The organism is uncultured Caldilinea sp. (assembly GCF_937128415.1).
Taxonomy (GTDB): Bacteria; Chloroflexota; Anaerolineae; order Caldilineales; family Caldilineaceae; genus Caldilinea.
Window position 1 is genome coordinate 62,245 of sequence record NZ_CAKZMJ010000065.1, and the last position, 21,986, is coordinate 84,230.

General features: G+C 62.2%; 16 protein-coding genes. 9 read left to right on the forward strand and 7 right to left on the reverse strand.

Annotated features, from left to right (window positions below; all coding sequences use genetic code 11):
- The first annotated feature begins 166 nt into the window (after positions 1–166).
- Positions 167–922 carry an RNA polymerase sigma factor gene (locus tag Q0367_RS10320; protein WP_298982088.1) on the forward strand — a complete coding sequence of 252 codons (756 nt, stop codon included), beginning with the start codon at positions 167–169 and terminating at the stop codon, positions 920–922.
- A 4-nt stretch (positions 923–926) separates the two neighbouring features.
- A complete protein-coding gene (locus Q0367_RS10325; protein WP_298982090.1) occupies positions 927–1,184 on the forward strand; it encodes a hypothetical protein in 258 nt (85 codons plus the stop codon).
- Here the strand turns inward: Q0367_RS10325 and Q0367_RS10330 are convergent.
- On the reverse strand, positions 1,181–2,695 hold the full coding sequence (locus tag Q0367_RS10330) for a trimethylamine methyltransferase family protein (protein WP_298982092.1): 1,515 nt from the start codon (positions 2,693–2,695) through the stop codon (positions 1,181–1,183). The genes Q0367_RS10325 and Q0367_RS10330 overlap by 4 nt on opposite strands.
- A 427-nt stretch (positions 2,696–3,122) precedes the next feature.
- Between Q0367_RS10330 and Q0367_RS10335 the strand changes: the two genes are divergently transcribed.
- The 5 genes from Q0367_RS10335 to Q0367_RS10355 all read left to right on the forward strand — a co-directional run bounded on the left by Q0367_RS10335 (position 3,123) and on the right by Q0367_RS10355 (position 9,110).
- Positions 3,123–4,142: a LacI family DNA-binding transcriptional regulator gene (locus Q0367_RS10335; RefSeq protein ID WP_297633682.1), complete on the forward strand. Its 1,020-nt coding sequence runs from the start codon at positions 3,123–3,125 to the stop codon at positions 4,140–4,142.
- Between the two features lie 128 nt (positions 4,143–4,270).
- The gene (locus Q0367_RS10340; RefSeq protein ID WP_298982093.1) at positions 4,271–5,656 is read left to right on the forward strand and encodes an ABC transporter substrate-binding protein; all 1,386 of its coding nucleotides are present in this window, start codon (positions 4,271–4,273) and stop codon (positions 5,654–5,656) included.
- A 66-nt stretch (positions 5,657–5,722) separates the two neighbouring features.
- Positions 5,723–7,087, forward strand: coding sequence for an ABC transporter permease subunit (locus tag Q0367_RS10345; RefSeq protein WP_298982094.1), 1,365 nt, complete (start codon positions 5,723–5,725; stop codon positions 7,085–7,087).
- Complete coding sequence (locus tag Q0367_RS10350; protein WP_297633677.1) at positions 7,084–7,974, forward strand: carbohydrate ABC transporter permease; 891 nt, start codon at positions 7,084–7,086, stop codon at positions 7,972–7,974. Before Q0367_RS10345 ends, Q0367_RS10350 begins: the two co-directional genes overlap by 4 nt.
- 35 nt (positions 7,975–8,009) lie before the next feature.
- On the forward strand, positions 8,010–9,110 hold the full coding sequence (locus tag Q0367_RS10355) for an ABC transporter ATP-binding protein (protein WP_297633675.1): 1,101 nt from the start codon (positions 8,010–8,012) through the stop codon (positions 9,108–9,110).
- A gap of 8 nt (positions 9,111–9,118) precedes the next feature.
- On the opposite strand, the gene Q0367_RS10360 is transcribed toward Q0367_RS10355, so the two are convergent.
- From Q0367_RS10360 to Q0367_RS10380, 5 genes are all read right to left on the reverse strand, one after another.
- Positions 9,119–10,150 (reverse strand): aldo/keto reductase, encoded by a 1,032-nt coding sequence (locus Q0367_RS10360; protein WP_297633673.1) that lies wholly within the window; start codon positions 10,148–10,150, stop codon positions 9,119–9,121.
- A gap of 2 nt (positions 10,151–10,152) precedes the next feature.
- A complete protein-coding gene (locus tag Q0367_RS10365) occupies positions 10,153–11,343 on the reverse strand; it encodes an FAD-binding oxidoreductase (protein WP_297633671.1) in 1,191 nt (396 codons plus the stop codon).
- A gap of 147 nt (positions 11,344–11,490) precedes the next feature.
- Positions 11,491–12,447, reverse strand: a complete 957-nt coding sequence (locus Q0367_RS10370; protein ID WP_297633669.1) for an SPFH domain-containing protein — start codon at positions 12,445–12,447, stop codon at positions 11,491–11,493.
- Between the two features lie 45 nt (positions 12,448–12,492).
- On the reverse strand, positions 12,493–12,951 hold the full coding sequence (locus tag Q0367_RS10375; protein WP_297633668.1) for an NfeD family protein: 459 nt from the start codon (positions 12,949–12,951) through the stop codon (positions 12,493–12,495).
- A 129-nt stretch (positions 12,952–13,080) separates the two neighbouring features.
- A complete protein-coding gene (locus Q0367_RS10380; protein ID WP_298982099.1) occupies positions 13,081–14,853 on the reverse strand; it encodes a serine hydrolase in 1,773 nt (590 codons plus the stop codon).
- Between the two features lie 287 nt (positions 14,854–15,140).
- On the opposite strand from Q0367_RS10380, the gene nrdR reads away from it, so the two are divergent.
- The gene (gene nrdR, locus Q0367_RS10385) at positions 15,141–15,623 is read left to right on the forward strand and encodes a transcriptional regulator NrdR (protein ID WP_297633664.1); all 483 of its coding nucleotides are present in this window, start codon (positions 15,141–15,143) and stop codon (positions 15,621–15,623) included.
- 155 nt (positions 15,624–15,778) lie between these two features.
- Positions 15,779–19,741: an adenosylcobalamin-dependent ribonucleoside-diphosphate reductase gene (locus Q0367_RS10390; protein ID WP_297633662.1), complete on the forward strand. Its 3,963-nt coding sequence runs from the start codon at positions 15,779–15,781 to the stop codon at positions 19,739–19,741.
- A 275-nt stretch (positions 19,742–20,016) separates the two neighbouring features.
- Here the strand turns inward: Q0367_RS10390 and Q0367_RS10395 are convergent, their stop codons facing one another.
- Entirely contained in the window at positions 20,017–21,966 is a 1,950-nt protein-coding gene (locus tag Q0367_RS10395) for an alpha-amylase family glycosyl hydrolase (RefSeq protein ID WP_297633658.1), read from the reverse strand.
- Positions 21,967–21,986 lie beyond the last annotated feature (20 nt).

Below are 21,986 nucleotides of genomic sequence, written 5' to 3' on the forward strand. Positions count from 1 at the left end.
CTGTTTTCCCTTCAGCGTAGTCGATGGCTCGTCGATTGCCAAGTTTGATTGTCCATTTGTTCGTCAGAGCAGGCGCAAAACAGATAATTTGTCCAGAAGAACGCTTTGCGCGAGAATAAAAATACGCAGAGGTTTGTTTCAGGTGCACAATTCCAAAGTCGCGTCGATGTCACTGAAGTGGCCAGGAAAGTTTTTCACCTATACCCCGCGCGTTCCTGTTTCGATCCATGAAGACCTGGAGGATGCAACCTCTTCAGGCGCTTCTGCAGAAAGAGAAACCGGCGAAACGCAGCCACAAATTGGAATTGCCCAACTTTCTCCCGAAGAGGAAGCTGCGTTGGTGGAGCGCGCCCGCACCGATCCGGAAGCGTTCGGCCAGCTCTATGAGCTGTACGTCGATCGCGTGTACTCCTACGTCTATCATCGCGTCGGCAATGTCCAGGACGCTGAAGACTTGACGGCGCGCACCTTTCACCGCGCCCTGGAAAAACTTGACACCTACGAAGACCGCGGACTGCCTTTCTCCGCCTGGCTCTTCCGCATTGCGCACAACCTGGTCGCCAACTGGCATCGCGACCATAGCCGTCGCCAGGTGTTTTCATTAGAAAAGCTATGGTGGCGCAGCCACGATGAGATGCGGCCTGACCTGGCCGTAGAGGCGAAGGCCGAGCGCGAGGAGCTGTGGGAAGCCATCAATCGCCTGCCGGAGGAGCGGCGCAACCTGCTCCTTTATAAGCTCAATACAACGCTGTCGAATCTCGAGATCGGCGAGCTGATGAACAAAAGCGAAGCGGCCATCAAGTCGCTCTACTTTCGCACGCTGAGCGCACTGCGCAAAGACCTCGAGGCGCGTGGCTGGGGCGCCTCCGCCACAACAGCGCACTCTACGGCCGATCTCCCGGAGGCGCATAAGGATGCGTAGGATCATGGATGAGCGACGATGGACTGAAAGCGAGGCTCCGTTGATTGCGCCCGACGCGCGATTCCGCGAAGAGCTTTCACGCTCGCTGCAGGACACCTATCAACGTCGGCGTTTGCAGCGTCAACGGCGGCAACAGATTCAGAGCTTATGGCAGCGCCTCGGCGCAAGCCTGCCGACCATGCTCGGCGCCGTCAGCCTTTTATCCCTGGTTTTTGGGCTTGGCTACTTTCTAGGGCGCAAGGCGGCGCTGCGCGCCTCTTAACCTAGCTCTCGCTTGCGTCTTGCCATGAAGGCCTGCAGCTCCTCATCGATCGCCGGGTCGAGCGGCGGCGCTTCGTACTCGTAGAGCAATTTCTGCACTTTCTGCGCTGCACGCGCCTCGCTGTCCAAAGCGCCGGCCATCTCCCAGGCTTCCGCCGCTCTATAGTCGAACAGCTCGGCCCGATAGAACGCCGTGCGAAAGTTGCGCATCGTGTGCGCAGTGCCGAGGTGATGGCCGCCCGGCGGCACCTCATGCAGGATGGACTCCATCGCCCACCCTTCCTCCGACCAGTCCACGCCTTTGAGATAGGCGTGCAACATGCCCAATATTTCGCAATCGAGCACGAATTTTTCATAGCCGGCCACCAGGCCGTTCTCCAGCCAGCCCGCAGCGTGAAGGACCAGATTCACCTTCGCCATTACACCCGGCAACATCGCCATCATCGACTCGTAGGCAGCCTGGGCGTCGGGAATTTTGGAGCTGGCGTACATGCCTGCGCTGCGGAAGGGCAGGCCATAGTGGCGCGCCATCTGAGCGCTCAGATAGAGCGAAAGCTGGCTCTCCGGCGCGCCGAAGACCGGGGCGCCGGACTGCAGGTCGGTGACGGCCTGAAAGGAGCCGTAAATGCAAGGCGTGCCTGGGTTCACCATCTGGGTGAAGACGATGCCGGCCAGCGCCTCCGCATTGAGCTGCGCCACCGTTCCTGCGATCGCCGCCGGCCCCATGGCGCCGGAAAGAATGAAGGGCGTCACCATCACCGCCTGTCGCGCACGCGCAAATTCCTTGATGGTGCCGAGCATCTTCTCATCCAGTCGTCGCGGGCTGCTGACGTTGATCGTGCAGAAGATGCAAGGATCCGGGCCGTCCATGCGCTCGCCGAAGACGATGCGGCTCATCGCAAGCGAATCGGCGGCGGTGTACGCCTCCGTGCTGGCGCCCATGAAGCCGCGGTCGCCATATTTGATGTGCGCGTAGACGATGTCCATGTGCCGCGTGTGGAAGGGGAGGTCCATCGGCTCCACGATCACGCCGCCTTGATGATGGAGATACGGCGTCATCATAGTGAGCTTGATGAAATTCTGCAGGTCAGCCAGCGTCGCCTCACGCCGGCCGCGCGCCCGATCGCGCACGAACGGAGGGCCGTAGACCGGCAGAAAAGTCATATAGTCGCCGCCGATGACTACGTTATTGGCGGGGTTGCGCGCCTGCAGGACGAACTGACGCGGCGCCAGCTTGAGAAACTCCGACACCAGATCGCGGTCGAAATACGCAATCTCCCCCTCCACCCTGGCGCCGTTGGCGCGCAGAATTTGCAATGATTCTGCGTCGTAAAAGGCAATCCCCGCCTGCTCCAGAATCTGCATCGAGCGGTCATGAATGAGCGCCACGCGCTCCTCGTCGACCAGTTGGTAGACAGGCAGCGCGTGGATCGGTTGAACCATGCGTGCGCCGGCGGCGCGCGCCGTTGCACGGCGAATCTCGCGTTGCATGCGGCGGGAGGAGATTTCCATGCGTCCATTATATAGGCGGCGACCAGCTTGCGACAAGCACAAAAAAGTCTTACCCATTCATGTTACGCAGTTCGATGACGCCTTCTCGGAGAATGCAACCTTTCGGGAAGCCGGAGGGAATTTCACAAGGGATGCTGGCAATGCGTAGGCGCTGCTTGTAGCAGCGCTTCCTTGCATTCCCCAAGACCTTGCGGGCCATGACGAGTGTGCGGCTGGGAGCCGCCCCTACGAGGGAACGGCGTCTTCGCATTTGTTAAAAATCTAGAGCCCCAGAAACCAAACCAACTGCATAAGGGAGTCCCTAAATCGATTTAGGCAAGATCGCTTGACACCTAAATCGATTTAGTTTATACTGAACATTAAATCCCGATATTTTTGCGAAATCTATCCTGTTTCAGAAATCTATCCTGTTTCAATAGCAACGCCCATGCCTGTCACGTTGAAGGACATCGCCCGGCGCGTGGGCAAGTCGGTGCCGACCGTCTCGCGCGCGTTGGGGAATCACGCCGACATCAGCCCGGAAACCCGTGCAGAGGTGCAGCGCGTGGCGCGCGAGCTGGGATACGAGCCGAGCGCCATTGCTCTCAATTTGCGTCGACGCCGCGCCGGCGCCGTTTCGTTGATCTCGCCCGCGCACGCCCAGGTGCGCTTTTCCGATCCCTTTTTCGCCGAATTTCTCAACGGCGTAGTCGAAGCAGTGGCCGAACAGCACATCGATCTCCTGGTCACAGCCGGCGCGGAAGAAGATGTGGAGGCGCTCTATCTCAAGCAAATTCGCAGCCGGCGCACGGATGGTTTCATCGTCGTGCGCACCCAGCGCAACGATAGCCGCATCCACCTGCTGCGCGAGCAGGGTGCGCCCTTTGTGGCCTATGGCCGCACGGAGGAGAACAACGATTTCTGTTTCGTGGATGAAGACGGCGCCGCCGGCATTGCTTTGGTGGTCGATCATCTGGCCTCGCTCGGCCATCGGCGCATCGCCTATATCTCCGAACCGCTCTTTTTGACCAAGGCGTATCATCGCATGACGGGCTTTCGCCAGGGGCTGGAACGCAACCGGCTGCCTTTCCATCCGGAGCTTTTCGTGGAGACGCACTTTCGGCAGCGTTCCGGACGCCAGGCTGCGGCCTATCTGCTTGACCTGCCGCAGCCGCCGACGGCCATCGTCGCCGCCAACGATCTGCTGGCGTTGGGCGCCATGCACGAGGCGCAATCGCGCGGGCTCACCGTGGGCCGCGATGTGAGCATCACCGGCTTCGACGACATTCCGCTGACCGAATATGTGCATCCGGCGTTGACCACGGTTCACCTGCCGGCGCAGGAATTTGGTCGCCGGGTGGCGCAAATGTTGCTTAAGTTGATCGACAAAGCGCCCCTGGAGGAGCGTCAGTTCATCTACCAACCGTCGCTGGTGGTCAGAGGCTCGAGCGGGCCGGCGCCTGCATGAGAGCGCCCAAGCGCTTCATCGTCCTGTTTGACGAGGGTTTCGGCGACGCACACGTCCTTCCAATCGTGTGCGTCAGAAAAAACAATCGCAACGCTTATCGCTGTACTTTCATGAAAGGAGCATGAAGTATGTCCGCAAAAATGCGAACTCTCGGCTTGTTCGTGGTTGTGGCGTTGCTCTTCGCAGCCTGCGTTCCCGCAGCGCCGGCGCCGGTCGCGCCTGCGGCGACGGAGGCGCCCGCCGAAGAAGGGCCCGCTGAAACGGCGACTGCAGCGCCGGCTGAGGAGGCGGTCGCTGCGCCTGCCGTAGGCGAAGTCGTCTTTTTCTCGACCCAGTTTGCGCCGGTCGAGGAGCAGGAAAAGTTTCGCGCCATCTTACGAGACGGCGGTTTCGATTTCACCGCCTCTGAAGAAGGTCCGCTGATCGACGTGGTGTTGGCGGGCGCGCAGTCCGGCGTCTCCGAGATCGACGTGATCGGCGCGCTGCACGGCACCTTTCCCCCGCTCCAACGCGCCGACGCGCTGATGAACATGATCGACATCGCCGAAGACCTGATGGCGGATCGCGAGTTTGTGCAGGCCTTCCTGGAGACCGGCCTGCTCGGCACTGAGGATTTCCTCTACTACATTCCGTGGATGCAGGCGACCTACATCATGGCCGCCCACGTCGATGCGCTGGAATTTCTCCCAGAAGGCGCCGACGTGGGCGCGCTGACCTGGGAGCAATTCGGCGAGTGGTGCAAGGCGCTGGCCGAGGGTACGGGCGGCCCCAAATGCGGTTTGCCCCACGCCGGCCTCTTCCATCGCTTCCTGCAGGGCTATGCATGGCCTTCGTGGACCGGCGGCATGGTGACAACATTCAAGAACGACGACGCGGCCGCAATGCTGGAATGGATGCGCGACGCACTCTGGCCTTACATCAACCCGCAGTCGATCAACTACTCGTTCATGCAAGAGCCGCTGCTTTCCGGTGAAGTGTGGGTGGCCTTCGACCACACCGCCCGCCTGCTGGATGCATTCAACAGCGATCCGGAAGCGTTCATCGGCTTCCCGGCGCCCTCCGGCCCCTATGGCCTGGGCTTTATGCCTGTGATCGTGGGTCTGGGCATTCCGGCGCATGCCAGGAACCCCGAAGGCGCAGCGGCCCTGATTGAGTATCTCACCCGCCCCGAGGTGCAGGGCAGGGTGCTGAAGGAGCTGGGCTTCTTCCCGGTCGTGGCGGGCGTCGACACTTCCGATCTGCCGCCGGGCATCGCCATCGAAGCGGCGGCGGTCGCTGCGCAGAGCAATGCGCCCAACGCGCTGCCGGCGCTGCTGCCGGTCGGTCTGGGGGCGCGCGGCGGCGAGATCAACCAGATCTTCCGCAACGCCTTCGACCGCGTCGTGCTCAACGGCGAGGACATCCGCACGGTGCTCAACGAAGAAGGCGCCAATCTCCAGGCGTTGCTGGATGAGACCGGCGCGCCGTGCTGGGCGCCCGACCCGCCGAGCGACGGCCCCTGCCAGGTGCAGTAGGGATGAAGCGTGTTGCGTGTTGCGTCAGAGGGCGCGCAGCACGCAACACGCACTAGAGGAGCCGCCATGAAAAAACGCCTCAACCTGACGCCATACTGGCTGATTCTCCCTTCCGTGATCTATCTGGCGCTCTTTTTTGCCTGGCCGATGGTGCAGGCGTTGACGCTTTCGATCTGGGACGGCGACGCACGTCTGCAGCTGCGGGCGGAGGCCACGCTGCGCAGCCCCGTGAGCGATTGGCTGCCGCGTGGGGCGCCGATCGAGGTGGTGGAGCGACGGGGCAACACGGTCGATCCGGACGATCTGGGGCAGAGCAACCTGCGCACCGAGGTGTGGTTCTACATCCGGGGCGAAAGCGCCGACGGGCGAACCGTGGAGGGATGGGCGCCGGAGGCGCGCGTGCGCGTGCGTGAGACGGACGCAGCGGGCGCTCCCACCCTCGGCACGATCCGCCCCCGCATCGGCGGCAGCGACCCCTTGACCACTGTCTACGCCGAGCCAAGCGTCGTCAGCGATGTGGTGGGCCGCATCGAATCCAATGCGGTCGTCGCCATCGAGCGTCAGACGATCCTGGAGCTGTGGTACCTGGTGCGCGGGGAGCGCGACGGCGCCGCGATCGAGGGATGGGCGCCCTCGCGCTATGTGCAGGTCTTCGGCGACAACGTGCGCGGCCGCATCGACCGCGGGGACGCAGGCGAGCTGACGCTGCGCTATCTCCGCTCGATGATCAACGACCGCTTCTTCTGGCCCGCCTTGTGGACGACGCTGTTGCTGATGGCGATCATCATCCCGGTGCAGTTCGTGTTGGCCATCATCATGGCGCTGATCATTCAACAGCAGTTGCGCGGCAACACCTTCTTTCTCTATGTCTTTGCGATTGCGCTCGGCGTCTCGGAGCTGGCGGTGGGCATCGTCTGGTACGCCATCTTCACCCAGAACGGCTATTTGAACAGCATCCTCGTCAGCCTGGGCTGGCTGGCGGCGCCGATCCCCTACCTCACCGCCGACACGCGCCATTGGATCATCGTCGCCATCTGGCTGGCGGAGATCTGGCGCGCCACCGCCCTCGTCATGGTGATCGTGGTGGCGGGGCTGCAGGCGATCTCGCATGAAATTCTGGAGGCCGCCGACCTCTTCGGGGCCAATTTGTGGAAGCGCGTCCGCTACGTCATCCTGCCGATGCTGAAGCCGAGTCTGCAGGTGGCGTTGATTTTGCGCACGATCCTGGCCTTGCAGGTCTTCGCCGTGGTGATTGCGCTGAGCGGCGGCGACGTCGTCACGGTGTTGGCCAACGAGGCCTATCGGCAATATTACACGCTGCGCAACGTCAATGTCGCTGCAGCTTACGCCGCCCTGATCCTGTTGTTGTCGATGTTCAGCGCCGCCGTCTATCTGCGCATGGTGCGCAGCCATGAGGAGATGCAAGAATGAGTGTGACCGGAAACATCGCCGCTGCGCCGGTGCAGGCCTCCGAAGAAATGTTGCGCGTGCGTCAGCGCGCGCTGCTGCGTCACCGCATTCAGCGCGGGTTCGTCTATCTGCTGGCGCTCGCGCTCTGTCTGTGGGTGCTGGCGCCGATCTGGTTCATTGCCTCGATGGCGCTGACGACGCCGGCGACGGTGCGCACCTTCCCGAAGGGCGTGCTGCCCTTCATTCCCTTTTCGTTCGACACCATGCAGTTTTTCCTGACCTCGCAGGGCATCATCCCCGGGCTGATCAACAGCGTCGTGGTGGCGCTCATCACGTTGGCGCTCTCCACAGTCATCGCCGCGCCGGCCGGCTACGCCATTTCGCGCTTTCTCTTTCCGGGCCGCGACTTTTATCGTCTCTCGATCCTGGCCGTGCGCGCCTTCCCGGTGGTGATCCTGGCGATCCCGTTGGCGGTGGTCTTCATCAACGTCGGCATCTATGACAGCGTCTACAGCCTGGCGCTGATGCACACAGCGCTGACGCTGCCCACGACCATCCTCGTGATCGGCAGCGTCTTCGCCAGCATCCCCTACGAGCTGGAGGAGGCGGCGCAGGTCTATGGGTGCACGCCTCTGCAGGCTTTTCGCTCCGTCGTGTTGCCGCTGGTGGCGCCGGGGATTGCGGCCTCGGCCATCTTCACCTTTGTGATGTCGTGGAACGAGGTCTTCGCCGCCAGCATTCTGACGGTGCGCAATCGCACGCTGCCCGCCCAGGTGCTGGCGACGCTCAACCAGTCGTCCGAGCCCTATCAGTTCGCCGGCGCATTTTTCATGATGATTCCGGCGCTGATCTTCATCTTTCTGATTCGCCGGTATCTCTTCAACATGTGGGGACAGATTTCCAAATAGTCGCTGCCGAAAAGAATGGCTGTGGAGACCAATCGATGGCTGCAATCCGAATCGAGAATGTAACGAAAAAGTTCGGCAACTTCGTCGCCGTCGACAACGTGACGTTGATCGTGGAAGATCAGGAGTTCATGGTGCTGCTGGGCCCGAGCGGCTGCGGCAAGACGACGCTGCTGCGCGCGGTGGCCGGGTTGGGCATGGCCGACAGCGGTCGCATCTGCATCGGCGACCGCGACGTCACCTATCTGCCGCCTCGCAAGCGCGGCATCTCGATGGTCTTTCAGAGCTACGCCATCTTTCCCCACATGAACGTCTACGACAACATCGCTTTCGGCCTCAAGATGAACAAGTTCGATAAGGCTGAGATCGACCGTCGCGTGCGCGAGGCCGCCGAGCTGCTGCACATCGAAACGATGTTGGATCGCTATCCCTCTAAGCTGAGCGGCGGTCAACGCCAGCGCGTAGCCGTGGCGCGCGCCATCGCCATGAAGTCGCAGGTGCTGCTGATGGACGAGCCGCTCAGCAACCTCGACGCGCTGCTGCGGCTGGAGATGCGCGCCGAACTCAAGCGCCTGCTTGCGGAGATCAAGGCGACCACCATCTACGTAACGCACGATCAGATCGAAGCGCTGAGCATGGGCGACCGCATCGCCGTGATGCGTGAAGGGAAGATTCTCCAGTGCGACCATCCGACCGTGGTCTACGACCGGCCGGCGACCGACTTTGTGGGCGGTTTCATCGGCAACCCGCCGATGAACTTCCTCGACGCCCAGGTGCAGCGCCGCGACGGCGCAGTGGAGGTCGCCATCGGCGATTTCAAGTTAAGGCCGCATCCGCTCATGGAGCCGCTGCTGCGCGGCTACGACGGCAAGCCCATCGTGATCGGCATCCGCGCCGAAAATATGGAGGCGCTGGCTGCACCCGCCGACGATGCGCTCAAGGTGCGGGTGCTGGTGGTGGAGCCGCTCGGCGCGCAAAATCTCCTCACGGTCAAGATCGGCGCCAACATCGTCAAAGTCTCCACCCATCCCTCCTTCGAGGTGGCGCCCGATCAGGAGCTTTGGCTGCGTTTCCCGGCGGACAAGATTCGCTGGGTGGACCGGGAAAGCGGCAGGGTGCTCTATCCGGAGCTGAATTGATTTCGCCCTCACACCGGCGGCGGATTGCGCTCCTTGAAGCCGCGCTGATGCCAGTAGGGATAGGGCGGCGTCACCTCGCTGGCAGCGTCGAGACGGGCGATCTGCTCCGGCGTCAGCGACCAGCCGACGGCGCCAAGGTTCTCGCGCAGCTGCTCCTCGGTGCGCGCGCCGATGATCACGGTCGCCACGGAGGGGCGCTGCAACAGCCAGTTGATGGCGATCTGCGGGATGCTCTTCCCCGTCTCCTGTGCGATTTCATCCAGCGCATCGACTACGCGAAAGAGATATTCGTCGTCGACCGGCGGGCCGCCCGCCTTCGCCACCTGGCTGCGCAGCCGGCTCACCTCCGGCAGCGGCGAGCCGCGACGAATTTTGCCGGTCAAGCGCCCCCAGCCCAGCGGGCTCCACACCACGGCGCTCACCTTCTGATCGAGCGCGAGCGGCATCAGCTCCCACTCATAATCGCGGCCGATCAGCGAATAATAGGCCTGATGCGCCACATAGCGCGCCAGGCCGTACTTTTCCGAGACGGCCAGCGACTTCATCAGATGCCAGCCGGAGAAGTTGGAGCAGCCGATGTAGCGAATTTTGCCGGCGCGCACCAGGTCGTCGAGCGTCTGCAGCACCTCCTCGACGGGCGTCACCGCGTCGAAGCCATGGAGCTGATAGAGGTCGATAAAATCCGTTCCCAGGCGGCGCAAACTACCCTCCACCGAGCGGATCAGGTGATAGCGCGAGGAGCCGACGTCGTTCGGCCCCGGCCCGCTGCGGAACGTCCCTTTGGTGGAAATAATCACCTGGTCGCGACGCCCGCGGATCGCCTGCCCCAAAATCTCCTCCGCAGCGCCGGCGGAATAGACGTCCGCCGAATCGAACATGGTGAGGCCGGCCTCCAGACAGATGTCCACCAGTCGTTTGGCCTCGGCGACGTCCGTGGCTCCCCAGGCGCCGAAGAATTCGCCGCGGCCGCCGAACGTCGCCGTGCCGAAGCTCAGCACAGGCACCTTGAAGCCGGATGCGCCAAGCTGTCGATGCTCCATGGTTATCGCTCCTTTGCCTGATAGCGCGACGCCTCCTGGAAAGCGACGTCTGCGCCGAATGTGCGCCAGCGGAAACGCTCCGCCCATGCGTTGAATTTGTGCTCCACCACATCCGCCGTCAGCGGACCGAGCACCGGCGCGAACTTAAAGGCATGGCCGGAGCCGCCGGCGGCGACGATCAAGCCCTGCCGCTCCGGATGATAATCGATCCAGAAATGGCCGTCGAGGGTGTCGCTGTAGAGGCAGCGCCGGGTGTAGACGATCTGGGCGTCGAGCAGCGCCGGAAAGGTCTCGGCCAGAAACGCGCGCAGACGGGCAAAGTCCTCCGGATAGACCACGCGCTCATCCTTTTCGGCGTGCAGGACGACGCCGACGCCGTGATTGGCCACCTTGACCACGCCCTCGCGCAGGAGCGGGAAGCCATACCAGCCCGTGTGTTCAACGTCGGCGGTGAAAGTGACCAGCTTAGGGACGGCGAAAAGCGTCGGATCGAGGGGTTTGAGGTGGAAGATCGGATGGCCGGTCGCCTTGATTGCGCTCGCCAGCTCAGGCAGCAGGTGATGCGTCCAGGCGCCGGCGGCGACGAGCGTCGCGTCCGCCGCGAAGGTCTCCCCCTCGCGCGTGCGCACGCCAATCACCCGATTCCCTTCGCTCAGGAAGCGCTCTGCGGTCTGTCCCTCGTGGATGCGGACGCCTTCCCTCTGCGCCTTCTGTTGCAGCGCCGCCATCAGCCGCCCACTCTCCACATAGCCGCCGCGCGCGGAAAAAAAGCCGTCCACATAGCGCTCCGCATTCCAGGCCGGAAAGCGGCTGCGCAATTTCTCGCTGTCCATGCGCTCTGGCCGGTGGCCTTCTGCGATCAGCGCATGGTAGCTCTCGTACAGATACTCCCCCGGCTGCATGGGCTGACGCGCCATCATCAGCACGCCGGTGTTATGGTAAAAAGTTTCTCCAAATTCTTCATTCCAGGCCCAAAAGCCGTCGATCGAACGATCCGCCATATGCAGATACTGGCGATCGGCGCCGTACTCCATGCGCACCACCTTGCTGACGTCCGTAGATGCGGCCAGCGGGTGAGGGATGGGGCCTGGGTCGATCAACGTGACAGTGTAGCCTCGACGTCGCAGCTCCAGGGCGGCGGTGACGCCAAAGACGCCCCCGCCTACGATGAGGATGTCGCTTGAAGCATTCATAGTTCACATGAAAGGTTGTTGCGTATTGCGTTTTTTGTTTATGCGATCGATGGCTCCATGAGTCGGAGAGTGCGCGCTGCGAGCTGCGCCTGTCCAGCCCGTTCCCATCTGGCAGGCGCAGCTCGCAGCCATGCGTGGCCGACGGTTCTACCGCAGCGGCGGCTGCGGCGGCCGTGCAGGCGTCGCCGTCGTCTTCTGACTCTCTCCGGGCCCGGCGCCGTTTTCCGACTGTCCGGCGAAGATGTTCTGCATGGTGCCCAGCGCGCCGAGGATGGCGGTCGCCTCGTAGGGGATGAAGAGCTTCGACGCCTGGCCGTTGGCGACGACCTTGAGCGCCTCCAGATATTGGATGGCGATCACGCGCTCGTCGGCGTTGGCGTTGCGGATGGCGTTGAAGACCGTGGTGATGGCGTTGGCCTGGCCGGCCGCCTCCACTTCGAGCTTGTAGCGTTCGGCGTCCGCCACGCGGCGAACCGCCTCGGCTTCGCCCTCCGCCTGCAGGATGCGTGCGGCGCGCGTGCCTTCGGCCTCGAGAATTTGGGCGCGCTTGTCGCGTTCGGCTTTCATCTGCCGATGCATGGCTGCAGTGACGTCCGCCGGTGGATCGATGCGCTTGATCTCGACGCGCACGACGCGCACGCCCCACTTGTCGGTGGCGTCGTCGAGCACGGCGCGCAGCTTGGCGTTGATCATCTCGCGCGAGGTCAGCGCCTCATCCAACTCTGTCTCGCCGATTACGTTGCGCAGGTTGGTCTGCGCCAGCTTGGTGGCGGCGTTGTAGAAATCGGCCACGTTGTAGGTCAGCTTCACCGGATCGGTCGCCTCATAGTAGACGATCGCATCCACGGTCACGACCACGTTGTCTTTGGTGATCACTTCCTGGGGCTGCACATCGACCACCTGCTCGCGCATATCCACCTTGCGCATGACGTCGATGAAGGGGATGATAAAGTTCAACCCCGGCTGCGCAGTGCGCAGATAGCGTCCCAATCGTTCTACCACGCCCTTCTCGTACGGCGCCACGATGCGAATGCCCATTGCAGCCAGCAAGAAGACCAGCAGCAAGAGCAGACCTAGAACAGTCACCACCAGTGCGAATTCCATGTTGCCTCCTGTCTATAGAACCCAAACGAAACGTTTCACGATGCGTCAATCCTCGGCCAAAGTGTGCGCCGGGTCCGGTCGGACGACAAGACGCGTGCCGTCGATGCGCAGCACTCGGATGATGGCGCCCTTCGGGATCACGCCGCCGTCCTCCGACACCGCTCGCCATTCCTCGGCGTCGACGCGCACCATGCCGGTGCCCAGCGGCGGGTTAATCTCAATAAGCACCACCCCCGGCCTGTTCAGGACCCGGTCGCTCGCCACAAAGTTTGGGGTGCGCTCGGTCAGCCGCCTGGCGATGGGACGGGTCGACAGCACGGCGACGCCTGAAGCCAGGATGAACACAAAAATTTGCAGGAAGGGGTCCAGCCCCAGATAGGCGGAGAGCGCCGCCACGCCCGCGCCTACGCCAAAACAAAACAAAAAGAAACCCGACGTGAACAACTCGGCGATCATGAAAATAATCGCCAGCGCGATCCATCCCCACATCCAGTACTCGTTCATCGCTATGCTCGCCTCCCCTTGTTTGTAGACGGCGCTATCTAGAATGTTGCGCCCCCATTGTAGCTCGTCCTTACACTCGCTCGCTGACCCGGCGCTGACATCGGCTGGACAACTGCCCGTCCCATGAACTCACTGCATGGCGCGCAGCTCCAGAAAACGCACCTTACCGGTGCGAGCCTCGATCGCAACCTCAGCCTCCAGACGGCCTCGCGGGCTATGCAACTGCGCCACGGTGCGTTCCACGCCGTCGCCCCTGACGATCGCCTCCATCGAGCAAGGGCCGTAGAGCAGGTTCGCCAGGCGCAGATGGTCGAGAAGGGCGCGGCGATCCACGCCTGGCGCCGCCAGCCTGGAAATGCGGCGCATCGTCGGCGCTGCGATGGCCTCCAGCAGCTGCTCCAACGTCTTCTGCATGGTCTCGTTTGGCGGCAAAACCGACTCGACGGACAGATGCTGCACGCGGGGAGGAACGGTGGGCGCCAGCGTCACCCAGACGTTGCACCAGCCGCGCTCGCCCGTCATGCGCCACTCCCCGCGCAGGGGGTTGTTGACTCGAATGGCGCCGTCAATGCGCAGCGCGCCGTGTCGGCTGCGCAGCGTCTCCACCTGGCGGCGCCATTCCTCGCGCGGCGTATCGAGGAAAAAATTCTCTGCGACCAGACGATCGGCCAGCGCATCGTCCCACTGTTGGAGCAGACAGCTCACCTCCGCCTGCGCCTTGAGCAGCGCCGCCGCAGGTTGCGTCGGGCGTGGTCGAAGTTGCGCTTCCCTCACAAGCCGCCGCAAGAGCGCCATGGCAAAAGGCGCCGCCGGGGCGTAGGTGACATTGGCGAGCGCCGCCACTCCGACATCTCGTTCAGGTAGCCACACCATGTGGGAACCAAACCCGGGCAGGCCGCCCCCATGTCCGATGACGCGCCCCAAGTCCGAAGATTCCATCACAAACAAGCCATACCCATAGCCACCCGTCTCGCAATGGAGCGGCTCGCCGATTTTGACAGGAGCAGTTTTCGGTGTGCGCAACACGGAGCATTGTTGCATCTCGCGCAGCGAGCTGCGTCGCAACACGGGGTGCTCTTCCTCGTCGCGCGGAGGCCACGCCGAAAGCATGAACGCCACCCAGCGCGCCAGATCTCTCACCGACATATACAGGCCGGCGAATGCGGCGGCGTCTCCTTCACAGCGCATCCAGGCCAGCGGCTCTTCGAGGGGCGCGCCGTTCATCGACCGGTAGCCGCGGGCGACGGGTTGCCCGGCCTCCTCGCAATTCCAACATGCATCGACCATGCCCAGGGGACGAAGGATGCGCCGGGTGACGTATTCTTGAAACGGCAGCCCGCTCACCCGATGCACCACGCGTCCCAACACCATGTAGGCCAGGTTGGAGTATTCAAATTGAGCGCCGGGCGCAGCTGCGAACGAGACCCCTTGCGCCAGCAGCCTCGAAAACGCAACATCATCCAGCGCCAGCTGGCGATCGCCCCAGGGATTGTCCTCCGGCCAGCCGGCGGTCATCGTCAGCAGGCGCCGCAACGTCAGGCGCGGCGAGTCTGCAGTCGGATAGCGGAGCGTCTCCAGCTCCGGCGCATAGCGTTCGGCCGCGTCATCGAGCGCCAGCAGCCCGGCGTCGCGCAGCTGCAGGATGGCGACCGCAGCGACGCTCTTCGTCATCGACGCAATGCGAAAGAGCGCATCCGGTCCGGCGGGGATGTTCGCCTCCCTGTCCGCCAGCCCGACCCCGCCGACGTGCACCAGCTTGCCGCCCGCCACAATTCCATAGGCCAGGCCGGGCAGCCGCTCCGCCGAGACGTAGTCGCCGGCGAATGCATCGAGTGCAGGGGCGAGCGCGGCGATGCGGTTGAAACGGCTCTCGTCAAATTCAGGGGGAGAGGTGAAAGGCATGATGGCTCCTGACGTTGTAGAAAGATTCCGGCTGCACGGCCATTATACCAGATCAAGGTTAAGGCGCTGTTATTAGGAACCTATCGGTTTTCCACTTTCCCTTTCGCGCCGTTTTCCGACTCTCCAGCCTTAAAATTTTGTGCTGTTGAGTCCGCCAGCATCGGCCTCCTCTGGTAGAACACGCGTGCGTTATTTGCAGCCGCGCCAAACGTGTGCTATACTTTCTCTCGCAATACACAATATATCGTGCATTTTTCTTATTACTACACAAAATGTTGTAGAGAAATATGAAATGTCCCCATTGCGGCCACGACGCCCATCGCGTTATAGATACTCGAACGACGGGCGACGCCATTCGTCGAAGGCGGCAGTGCGAGCAATGTGGGCAGCGCTTCACCACCTACGAGCATGTTGCGGCCAATTTGCTGGTCATCAAAAGCGATGGGCGGCGCGAGCCGTTTGATCGTCAAAAAATCTTATCAGGCATTCAGATCGCAGCCACCAAGCGCCCTATCACGCGCGAAACAATGGAAGCCATGGTCGATCAGATCACAGAAGCATTACAGGCTGTCGGTCGCACCGAGGTGCCGAGTAAATTGATCGGAAGCATGGTGTTGGATCAGCTTGCGCATGTCGATCAGGTGGCGTATATCCGCTTCGCCAGCGTTTATCTCGACATCAACGATCTGAATGAACTGCGCAACGAGATCGACCGGCTGATGGGACGATCGGCGACGCCCCCCGAGCCAGCGCAATCTGCAGCGATGTAAAACTTGAAAAGGAAAACTGGCCAGGCGACGTCTGCACCGAAGCGGACGCCCGATCGAAGGGTGATTGGCTCGCAAGAGCGGTGGAGGTTGCCAGGATTATTTTTGTCTCTTGTTTTCAGGTTTGATTCGGATTGATTTAGGAGGAGACAGCATCTATGTCCCAAAAGCTCCCTAGTGCAACAGATTCCATAACGGATGCGAGCGAAGCGGCGCAGGCGCAACGCGCGTACACCGTGATCGAAACGGTCAAAGGCCAGCGCCAGTTCATCGTTTGCCCGGAATACGTCAGCGACGCCGCCATCCGGCTCAGCGAAAACAGCATCAAAGTGTTGCAGAAACGCTATCTGCGTCGAGATTACGACGGCTCCTATCTGGAGACGCCGGCGGGCATGTTCTATCGCGTCGCCTATCACATCGCCCAGGTGGAGCGTCAGCACGGCGGAGATGTCGAAGGAATCACAAAGGCGTTCTACGATCTCCTGGCGGAGCGACGCTTCTTTCCCAACAGCCCGACGTTCACGGGCGCGGGCACGCCGCTTGGCCAGCTCGCCGCCTGTTTCGTGCTGCCCATCGCCGACGACATGGGCAAGGAGCAGGACGGCATCTTCAGCACGCTGCGCGTCGCTGCGCTGATTCAGCAGACCGGCGGCGGCAACGGCTTTTCGTTCAGCCGGCTGCGCCCCAAGAATGACATCGTGCACACCTCGGCCGGTCGCGCCACCGGGCCGGTCGGCTTCCTGCGCGTGTATGACCAGGCCTTCGGCGAGATTGCCCAGGGCGGCAGTCGCCGCGGCGCCAACATGGGCGTGCTGCGCGTCGATCACCCGGACATTGAAGAGTTCATCGAATGCAAGGCGGAAGAGGGGAAGATCAGCAACTTCAACATCTCTGTGGCGATCACCGACGAGTTCATGCGCGCCGTGCGCGACGACAAGGATTTCGACCTGCGCAACCCACGCGACGGCAAAGTCTGGAAGACCGTGCGCGCTCGCGACCTCTTCGCCAAGATCGTCAAATTCGCCCATCACAACGGCGAGCCGGGCGCACTTTTCATCGACACCGCCAACCGCGCCAATCCGGTGCCCCATCTCTATGAGCTAGAGGCGACGAATCCGTGCGGTGAGCAGTGGCTCGGCCCCTACGAAAATTGCTGCCTGGGGTCGATCAACCTGGCCAACCACGTGACGACCGACGCCAACGGCGCGCCCGTCGTCGATTGGGCGTTGCTTGAACGCACGATCCGCGAGAGCACCCATTTCCTCGACAACGTCGTCAGCGCCAACGCCTACGTGCCCGCAGTGCCGCAGGTGGCGGAGGCCGCCTACCGGGCGCGACGCATCGGCCTGGGCATCATGGGATTGGGCGACATCATGTACAAGCTCGGCGTCCGCTACGGCAGCGAGGAAGGGCAGGAGTTCGCCGCGCAGATCATGGAGTTCGTGCGCTACCACGCCATGCAGCGCAGCATCGAGCTGGCGGCGGAGCGCGGTCGTTTCCCGGCGTTCGAGGGAAGCATCTACGATAAGGATCGTCCCGGCGGCATGGCGTGGCAGCCGCCCAAGCCGCTGCGCCCCTTCACGCGCGACTGGGGGCGCCCGGCGCTGGACTGGCAGCGCATCGTGCGCGGCCTGGAAGAGCACGGCATCCGCAACGCTGCGCAGACGACCGTGGCGCCGACCGGCACGATCGCCACTGTCGTCGGCTGCGAGGGCTACGGCTGTGAGCCGGTCTTTGCGCTCGGCTACATCCGCCACTTCAAGGACGGCGACAACGACGTCGAGCTGGTCTACACCAGCCCACTCTTTGAGCAGGCGCTGGACGCCACCGACCTCAGCGAAGCGGACAAGACGCGCATCAAGCATTACGTCGCCACCTATGGCTCCTGCCAGGCGCTGGACGAGCTGCCCGAGCACATTCGCCACACCTTTGTCGTCAGCAGCGACATCACGGCGGAGGAGCACGTCCTGATGCAGGCCGCCATCCAGGCTTTCACCGATAACAGCATCTCCAAGTGCGTGGTTGGCGATACATTGGTGCTCACCGAAGATGGATTGACGCCGATCGAGGAGCTGGCCGAAGCGCGTCTCCCTGACCAGTTCACATCTCTCGATATCAGGGTTGTGAGCCCGGAGGGTGTGCGACGCACCGACCAGTTTTATTACGGCGGCATGCGTGAAACGCGCAAAGTGAAACTGGAGTATGGCTTCGAGATCGAGGGCACGCCGAACCATCGCGTGCATGTCCTGGAGTCATCCGGCGAGGTCGTCTTCAAAGCGCTCGATGCGCTGCGCATTGGCGACGTCGTCATCCTCTACAGCGGACAGGAGCGGTTCGGCAAAGCAGGCGCAGCGCTGCCGCCCTTCAGCGGTGCGCTGCGCACAAACAGCCATCCCATCCGCTTCCCAAGCCGGATGTCCGAAGAACTTGCGTTCTTCCTGGGATGTCTGACGGCCGACGGCGCCATCACGCAGAACGGCGTGGTCATTAGCAACAACGACGCTGCGCTTTTGGCGGAGCTGAACAGAATCGCCGAAACGCTCTGGGGGGTTTCCGGTCAAGTCTTCAAAGATGTCCGCAACGACGTGCATACGCTGCAAATCAACGCCCGCAGCCTTCGCCACTGGCTTCTGGTCGATCTGGGGCTGCGCGCCGGCGCAGAACACAAAATCGTGCCGGGTTGCATCCTTCGCAGCAGCCGAGCCGAGGTGAGCGCCTTCCTGCGCGGTTTGATGCTGGATGGCTTCTTGACGCAGGACGGCAAATTGTTCGGCGTCACCCTGGCCAGCTCAAAGTTGATCCGCCAGTTGCAGGTGTTGCTGTTGAACGCAGGCGTCGTCGCCACTGTGCGTCGAAGCGCAGAGCGCGCCTGGTCGTTGACCGTGCAGGGAGGCGAGCTGGAGCGTCTGGCCGATCTGATCGGCTTTGTGGAGGTCTGGAAAAACGAACGGATGGCGCGGCGCAATGTAGGTCGCGTGCAGCGCTTCCGCAACTACAGCCGTCTGCTGCCGGCTTTCGTCACGCATTGCCTTGAAGAGATGAAGCAGACGGCGTCGGTGAGCCTGGCGTCCATCTACCATCTGGAGGATGTCTTGGAAGCCAGGGCGTATCAACGGGGGCGAGTCAATTTACTGCAAGGACACCGCCTGGAGCGCAGCGACGCCCGTCGCATCTATTCACATCTGCGCCAGAGCGGGGCCTTCCACCCGGTTGCAGAGGCGTTCTTTGCTCAGGATGACGAGAGCAAGGTCTACGTTCAAGTTCAGGGCGTCGAGGTCGGTTTCAACGAGGTCTTCGACCTTAGCGTGCCGGAAGGACATGCCTTTATCGCCAATGGCCTGTGCAATCATAACACCTGCAACTTCCCGGAAGGCGCCACCGAAGAGGATGTGGCCAAGGCGTACATGTTGGCGTGGGAGACGGGCTGCAAGGGGTTGACCGTCTACGTCACCGGCAGTCGCGAGCAGGTGGTGCTGGAGACGAAAGCCACGAAGCAAAAAAAGAAGGAGGAGCCGGCGAGCGGAACCGAAACGGCGCTCGCCGCCAACGGCCATTACGCCAATGGACAGGCGGAGGGCGATGCAGGGCACGGGGTGCTCGAATTTCGCCACGCCATGATCAAACGACCGCGCCCCGCCAAACTCCACGGGGCCACCTATCGCAAGGAGACGCCGCTGGGCACAGCCTACGTCACCGTGAACAGCGACGAACACAATGAACCGTTCGAGGTCTTTTTGAACGTCGGCAAGGCCGGCACGGAAGTGATGGCGGTGAGCGAGGCGATGGGGCGGCTGATTAGCCTGATTCTGCGCATGCCGGGCGCGTTGCCGCCTTCCGAGCGCCTGCGCTGGGTGATCGACGAGCTGGCGGGCATCGGCGGCGGGCGACCGTTAGGCTTCGGCGCCAATCGCGTGCGTTCGCTGCCCGACGGCATCGCCCAGGTGTTGGCCGAGCATCTCAGCGAGCTGCCCCCCGCCGAGGAGAAGCCGCAGGCCGAGCAACTGGCGTTGCCGATCGCCGCCAAACCGATCGGCGACATCTGTCCGGAGTGCGGCGAGGCGAGCTTCCTGAACGTCGAAGGATGCCGCAAGTGCGCCGTGTGCGGCTACAGCGAGTGTTGAGCCGCTAGCGAGAAAACATCTTCCAGGAAGCTTCAGGCTTCCTGGAAGATGGGAAGGCGCCATCTTCTTGGCGATCGGCGCCGTTGGTCATGACGCTTTTGCTTTTCCTGGACAAAACCAACCTCTGTTCAACTCCTTGCCGGCTTTGCAACAGCTTTGAAACTCGACAGCAAATGGTTTGCCCATCGCCTGCACCGCCGGATCACAGCTTTGTCTAAATTCGATGGACGATGATTTGCCAAAGCCGCGATCCGCATCATCTTTGTACAAGGCCGTCAATCCACCAGCCACAACACCTGATAGGGAGCCAGGACCACTGTTTCCGCAGCCAGCGTCAGTTCCTGGCCGCTGATCAGATCGCAGAAATGGTAGCCTGCTCCATACAGGCGCACCTCGTTGGCGGGAATGGGCTGCGTGTGTTCGGTGAAATTCGCAATGACCAGCACGCGATCTCCATGGGAGCCGGTGCGCAGGTAGGCGAACACATGGTCGTTGCCCAGATGAATGACCTTCATGCGGTTGCCGGCGAAGGCGGGGGTCGCCTTGCGCACCTCGATCAGGTGGCGCAGCCCGCTGTAGATACGCCCTTCGATCGTCGTTGGATCGTGGCGTCGCGCCATCTGCTCCCAGTCGATGCGCGGGCGATGCACCCAGCGGCTGTCCCCGGCTTTGGCCGGGTCCTCGACGTAGCTGTAATCGTTGAGCACGCCGACTTCATCTCCCAGGTAGATCAGGGGAACGCCGCCGATGCTGAGGATGATGGCGTTGAGCAGTAAAATGCGACGCACCGCCAGGTCAATCTCGGCCGGGTTTGCGGAATGCAGCGCCGCCTCCAGTCCGGCCAGCGAAGCCAGCGTGCCTGAGATGCGCGCGTCGCCGGTGCGCGGGTTTTCCTGGAAGGGCAAGCCCCGCGCAAAGCTCCCCGGGAAGCGCCCCGTGTAAAAGGCGTTGAGAAAACGGCGGTGGTCGTAGCCGTTGATCCCTAAAGCAGCTGCATCGCCGTCGTCAAAGGTCCAGCCGATGTCGTCATGGCAGCGGATGTAGTTGACCCAGGCGCAATCTTCCGGGATGGCGAAGCGGTAGCTCATAGAATGACGGAGCAGACGCACCTCGCGCGTCGCCAGGCTGTTCCAGAGCAACGCCATCAGGAGCGGGTTGTAGGAGAGCTGACATTCCTTGGCATGGATATAGCGCACCACCTCATCGGGGTGAACGATCGCCTCCGACTTGAACACCAGGCTGGGCGCAGCGATGCGCACGACGGCGTTGAAGGCGCGCACCAGCGTATGCGCCTTCGGCAAGTTTTCACAGTTGGTGCCCAGTTCCTTCCATGTGAAGGCCAGCGCGTCTAGCCGCAGCACTTCAGCGCCGACGTTGGCCAGAAAGAGCATCTCCGCCGCCATATCGCGAAAAACCGCCGGATTGTGGTAGTTCAAATCCCACTGGAACGAGTTAAAGGTCGTCCACACCCAGCGCTGCATGTCTGGACGATAGGTGAAACAGCCGGGATGCTGGTCCGGAAAAATTTCGCGCAGCGTGCGGTCATACAGATCGGGCATGGTGCGGTCGGGGAAGAGAAAATAGTACTCGGCGTAGTCCTCATCGCCCGCCTGGGCGGCCAGCGCCCAGCGATGCTCGTCCGACGTGTGGTTAAAAATGAAATCCAGCACCAGGCTGATGCCTTCCCGCCGCAGCTCCGTCGCCAGCAGGCGCAAATCTTCCACCGTGCCCAGGCGAGGATCGACCTGGCGGTAATCGCTCACGGCGTAGCCGCCGTCGTTGTCGCCTTCCGGCGCCTTGAACAGCGGCATCAGGTGAAGATAGGTCAGCCCCAGCTCTTTGAAGTAGGGAATTTTGGCGCGCATTCCTTGCAGGTCGCCGGCGAAGAGATCGACATAATAGACCCCGCCCAACATCTTCTCCGACTGATACCAGAGGGGATCGCGCTCGCGCTGTGCATCGAGCGCCTTCAGCTCCTCCGGTCGCTCCAGCCAGGCGCGCGCAGACTCCGCCAGCAGGCGCTCCAGATGATAGAGGAAGTCGTAACGATCCCCGTATAGCTCAAAGAGCAGGAAAAAGAGATCGTTGAAATGGGCGTCTAGTCGCCTGCGAAAGGTTTTCCATGCGTCTGTTTCAATGGCCTCGGCGAATTCGGCCTCCAACCGCGGCAACAATCGGGCATAGGTGCGCTGCGCCTCTTTGGGCAAATTCAGTTGTGCAGACATCTCGCTCCTCGCTTTGACGT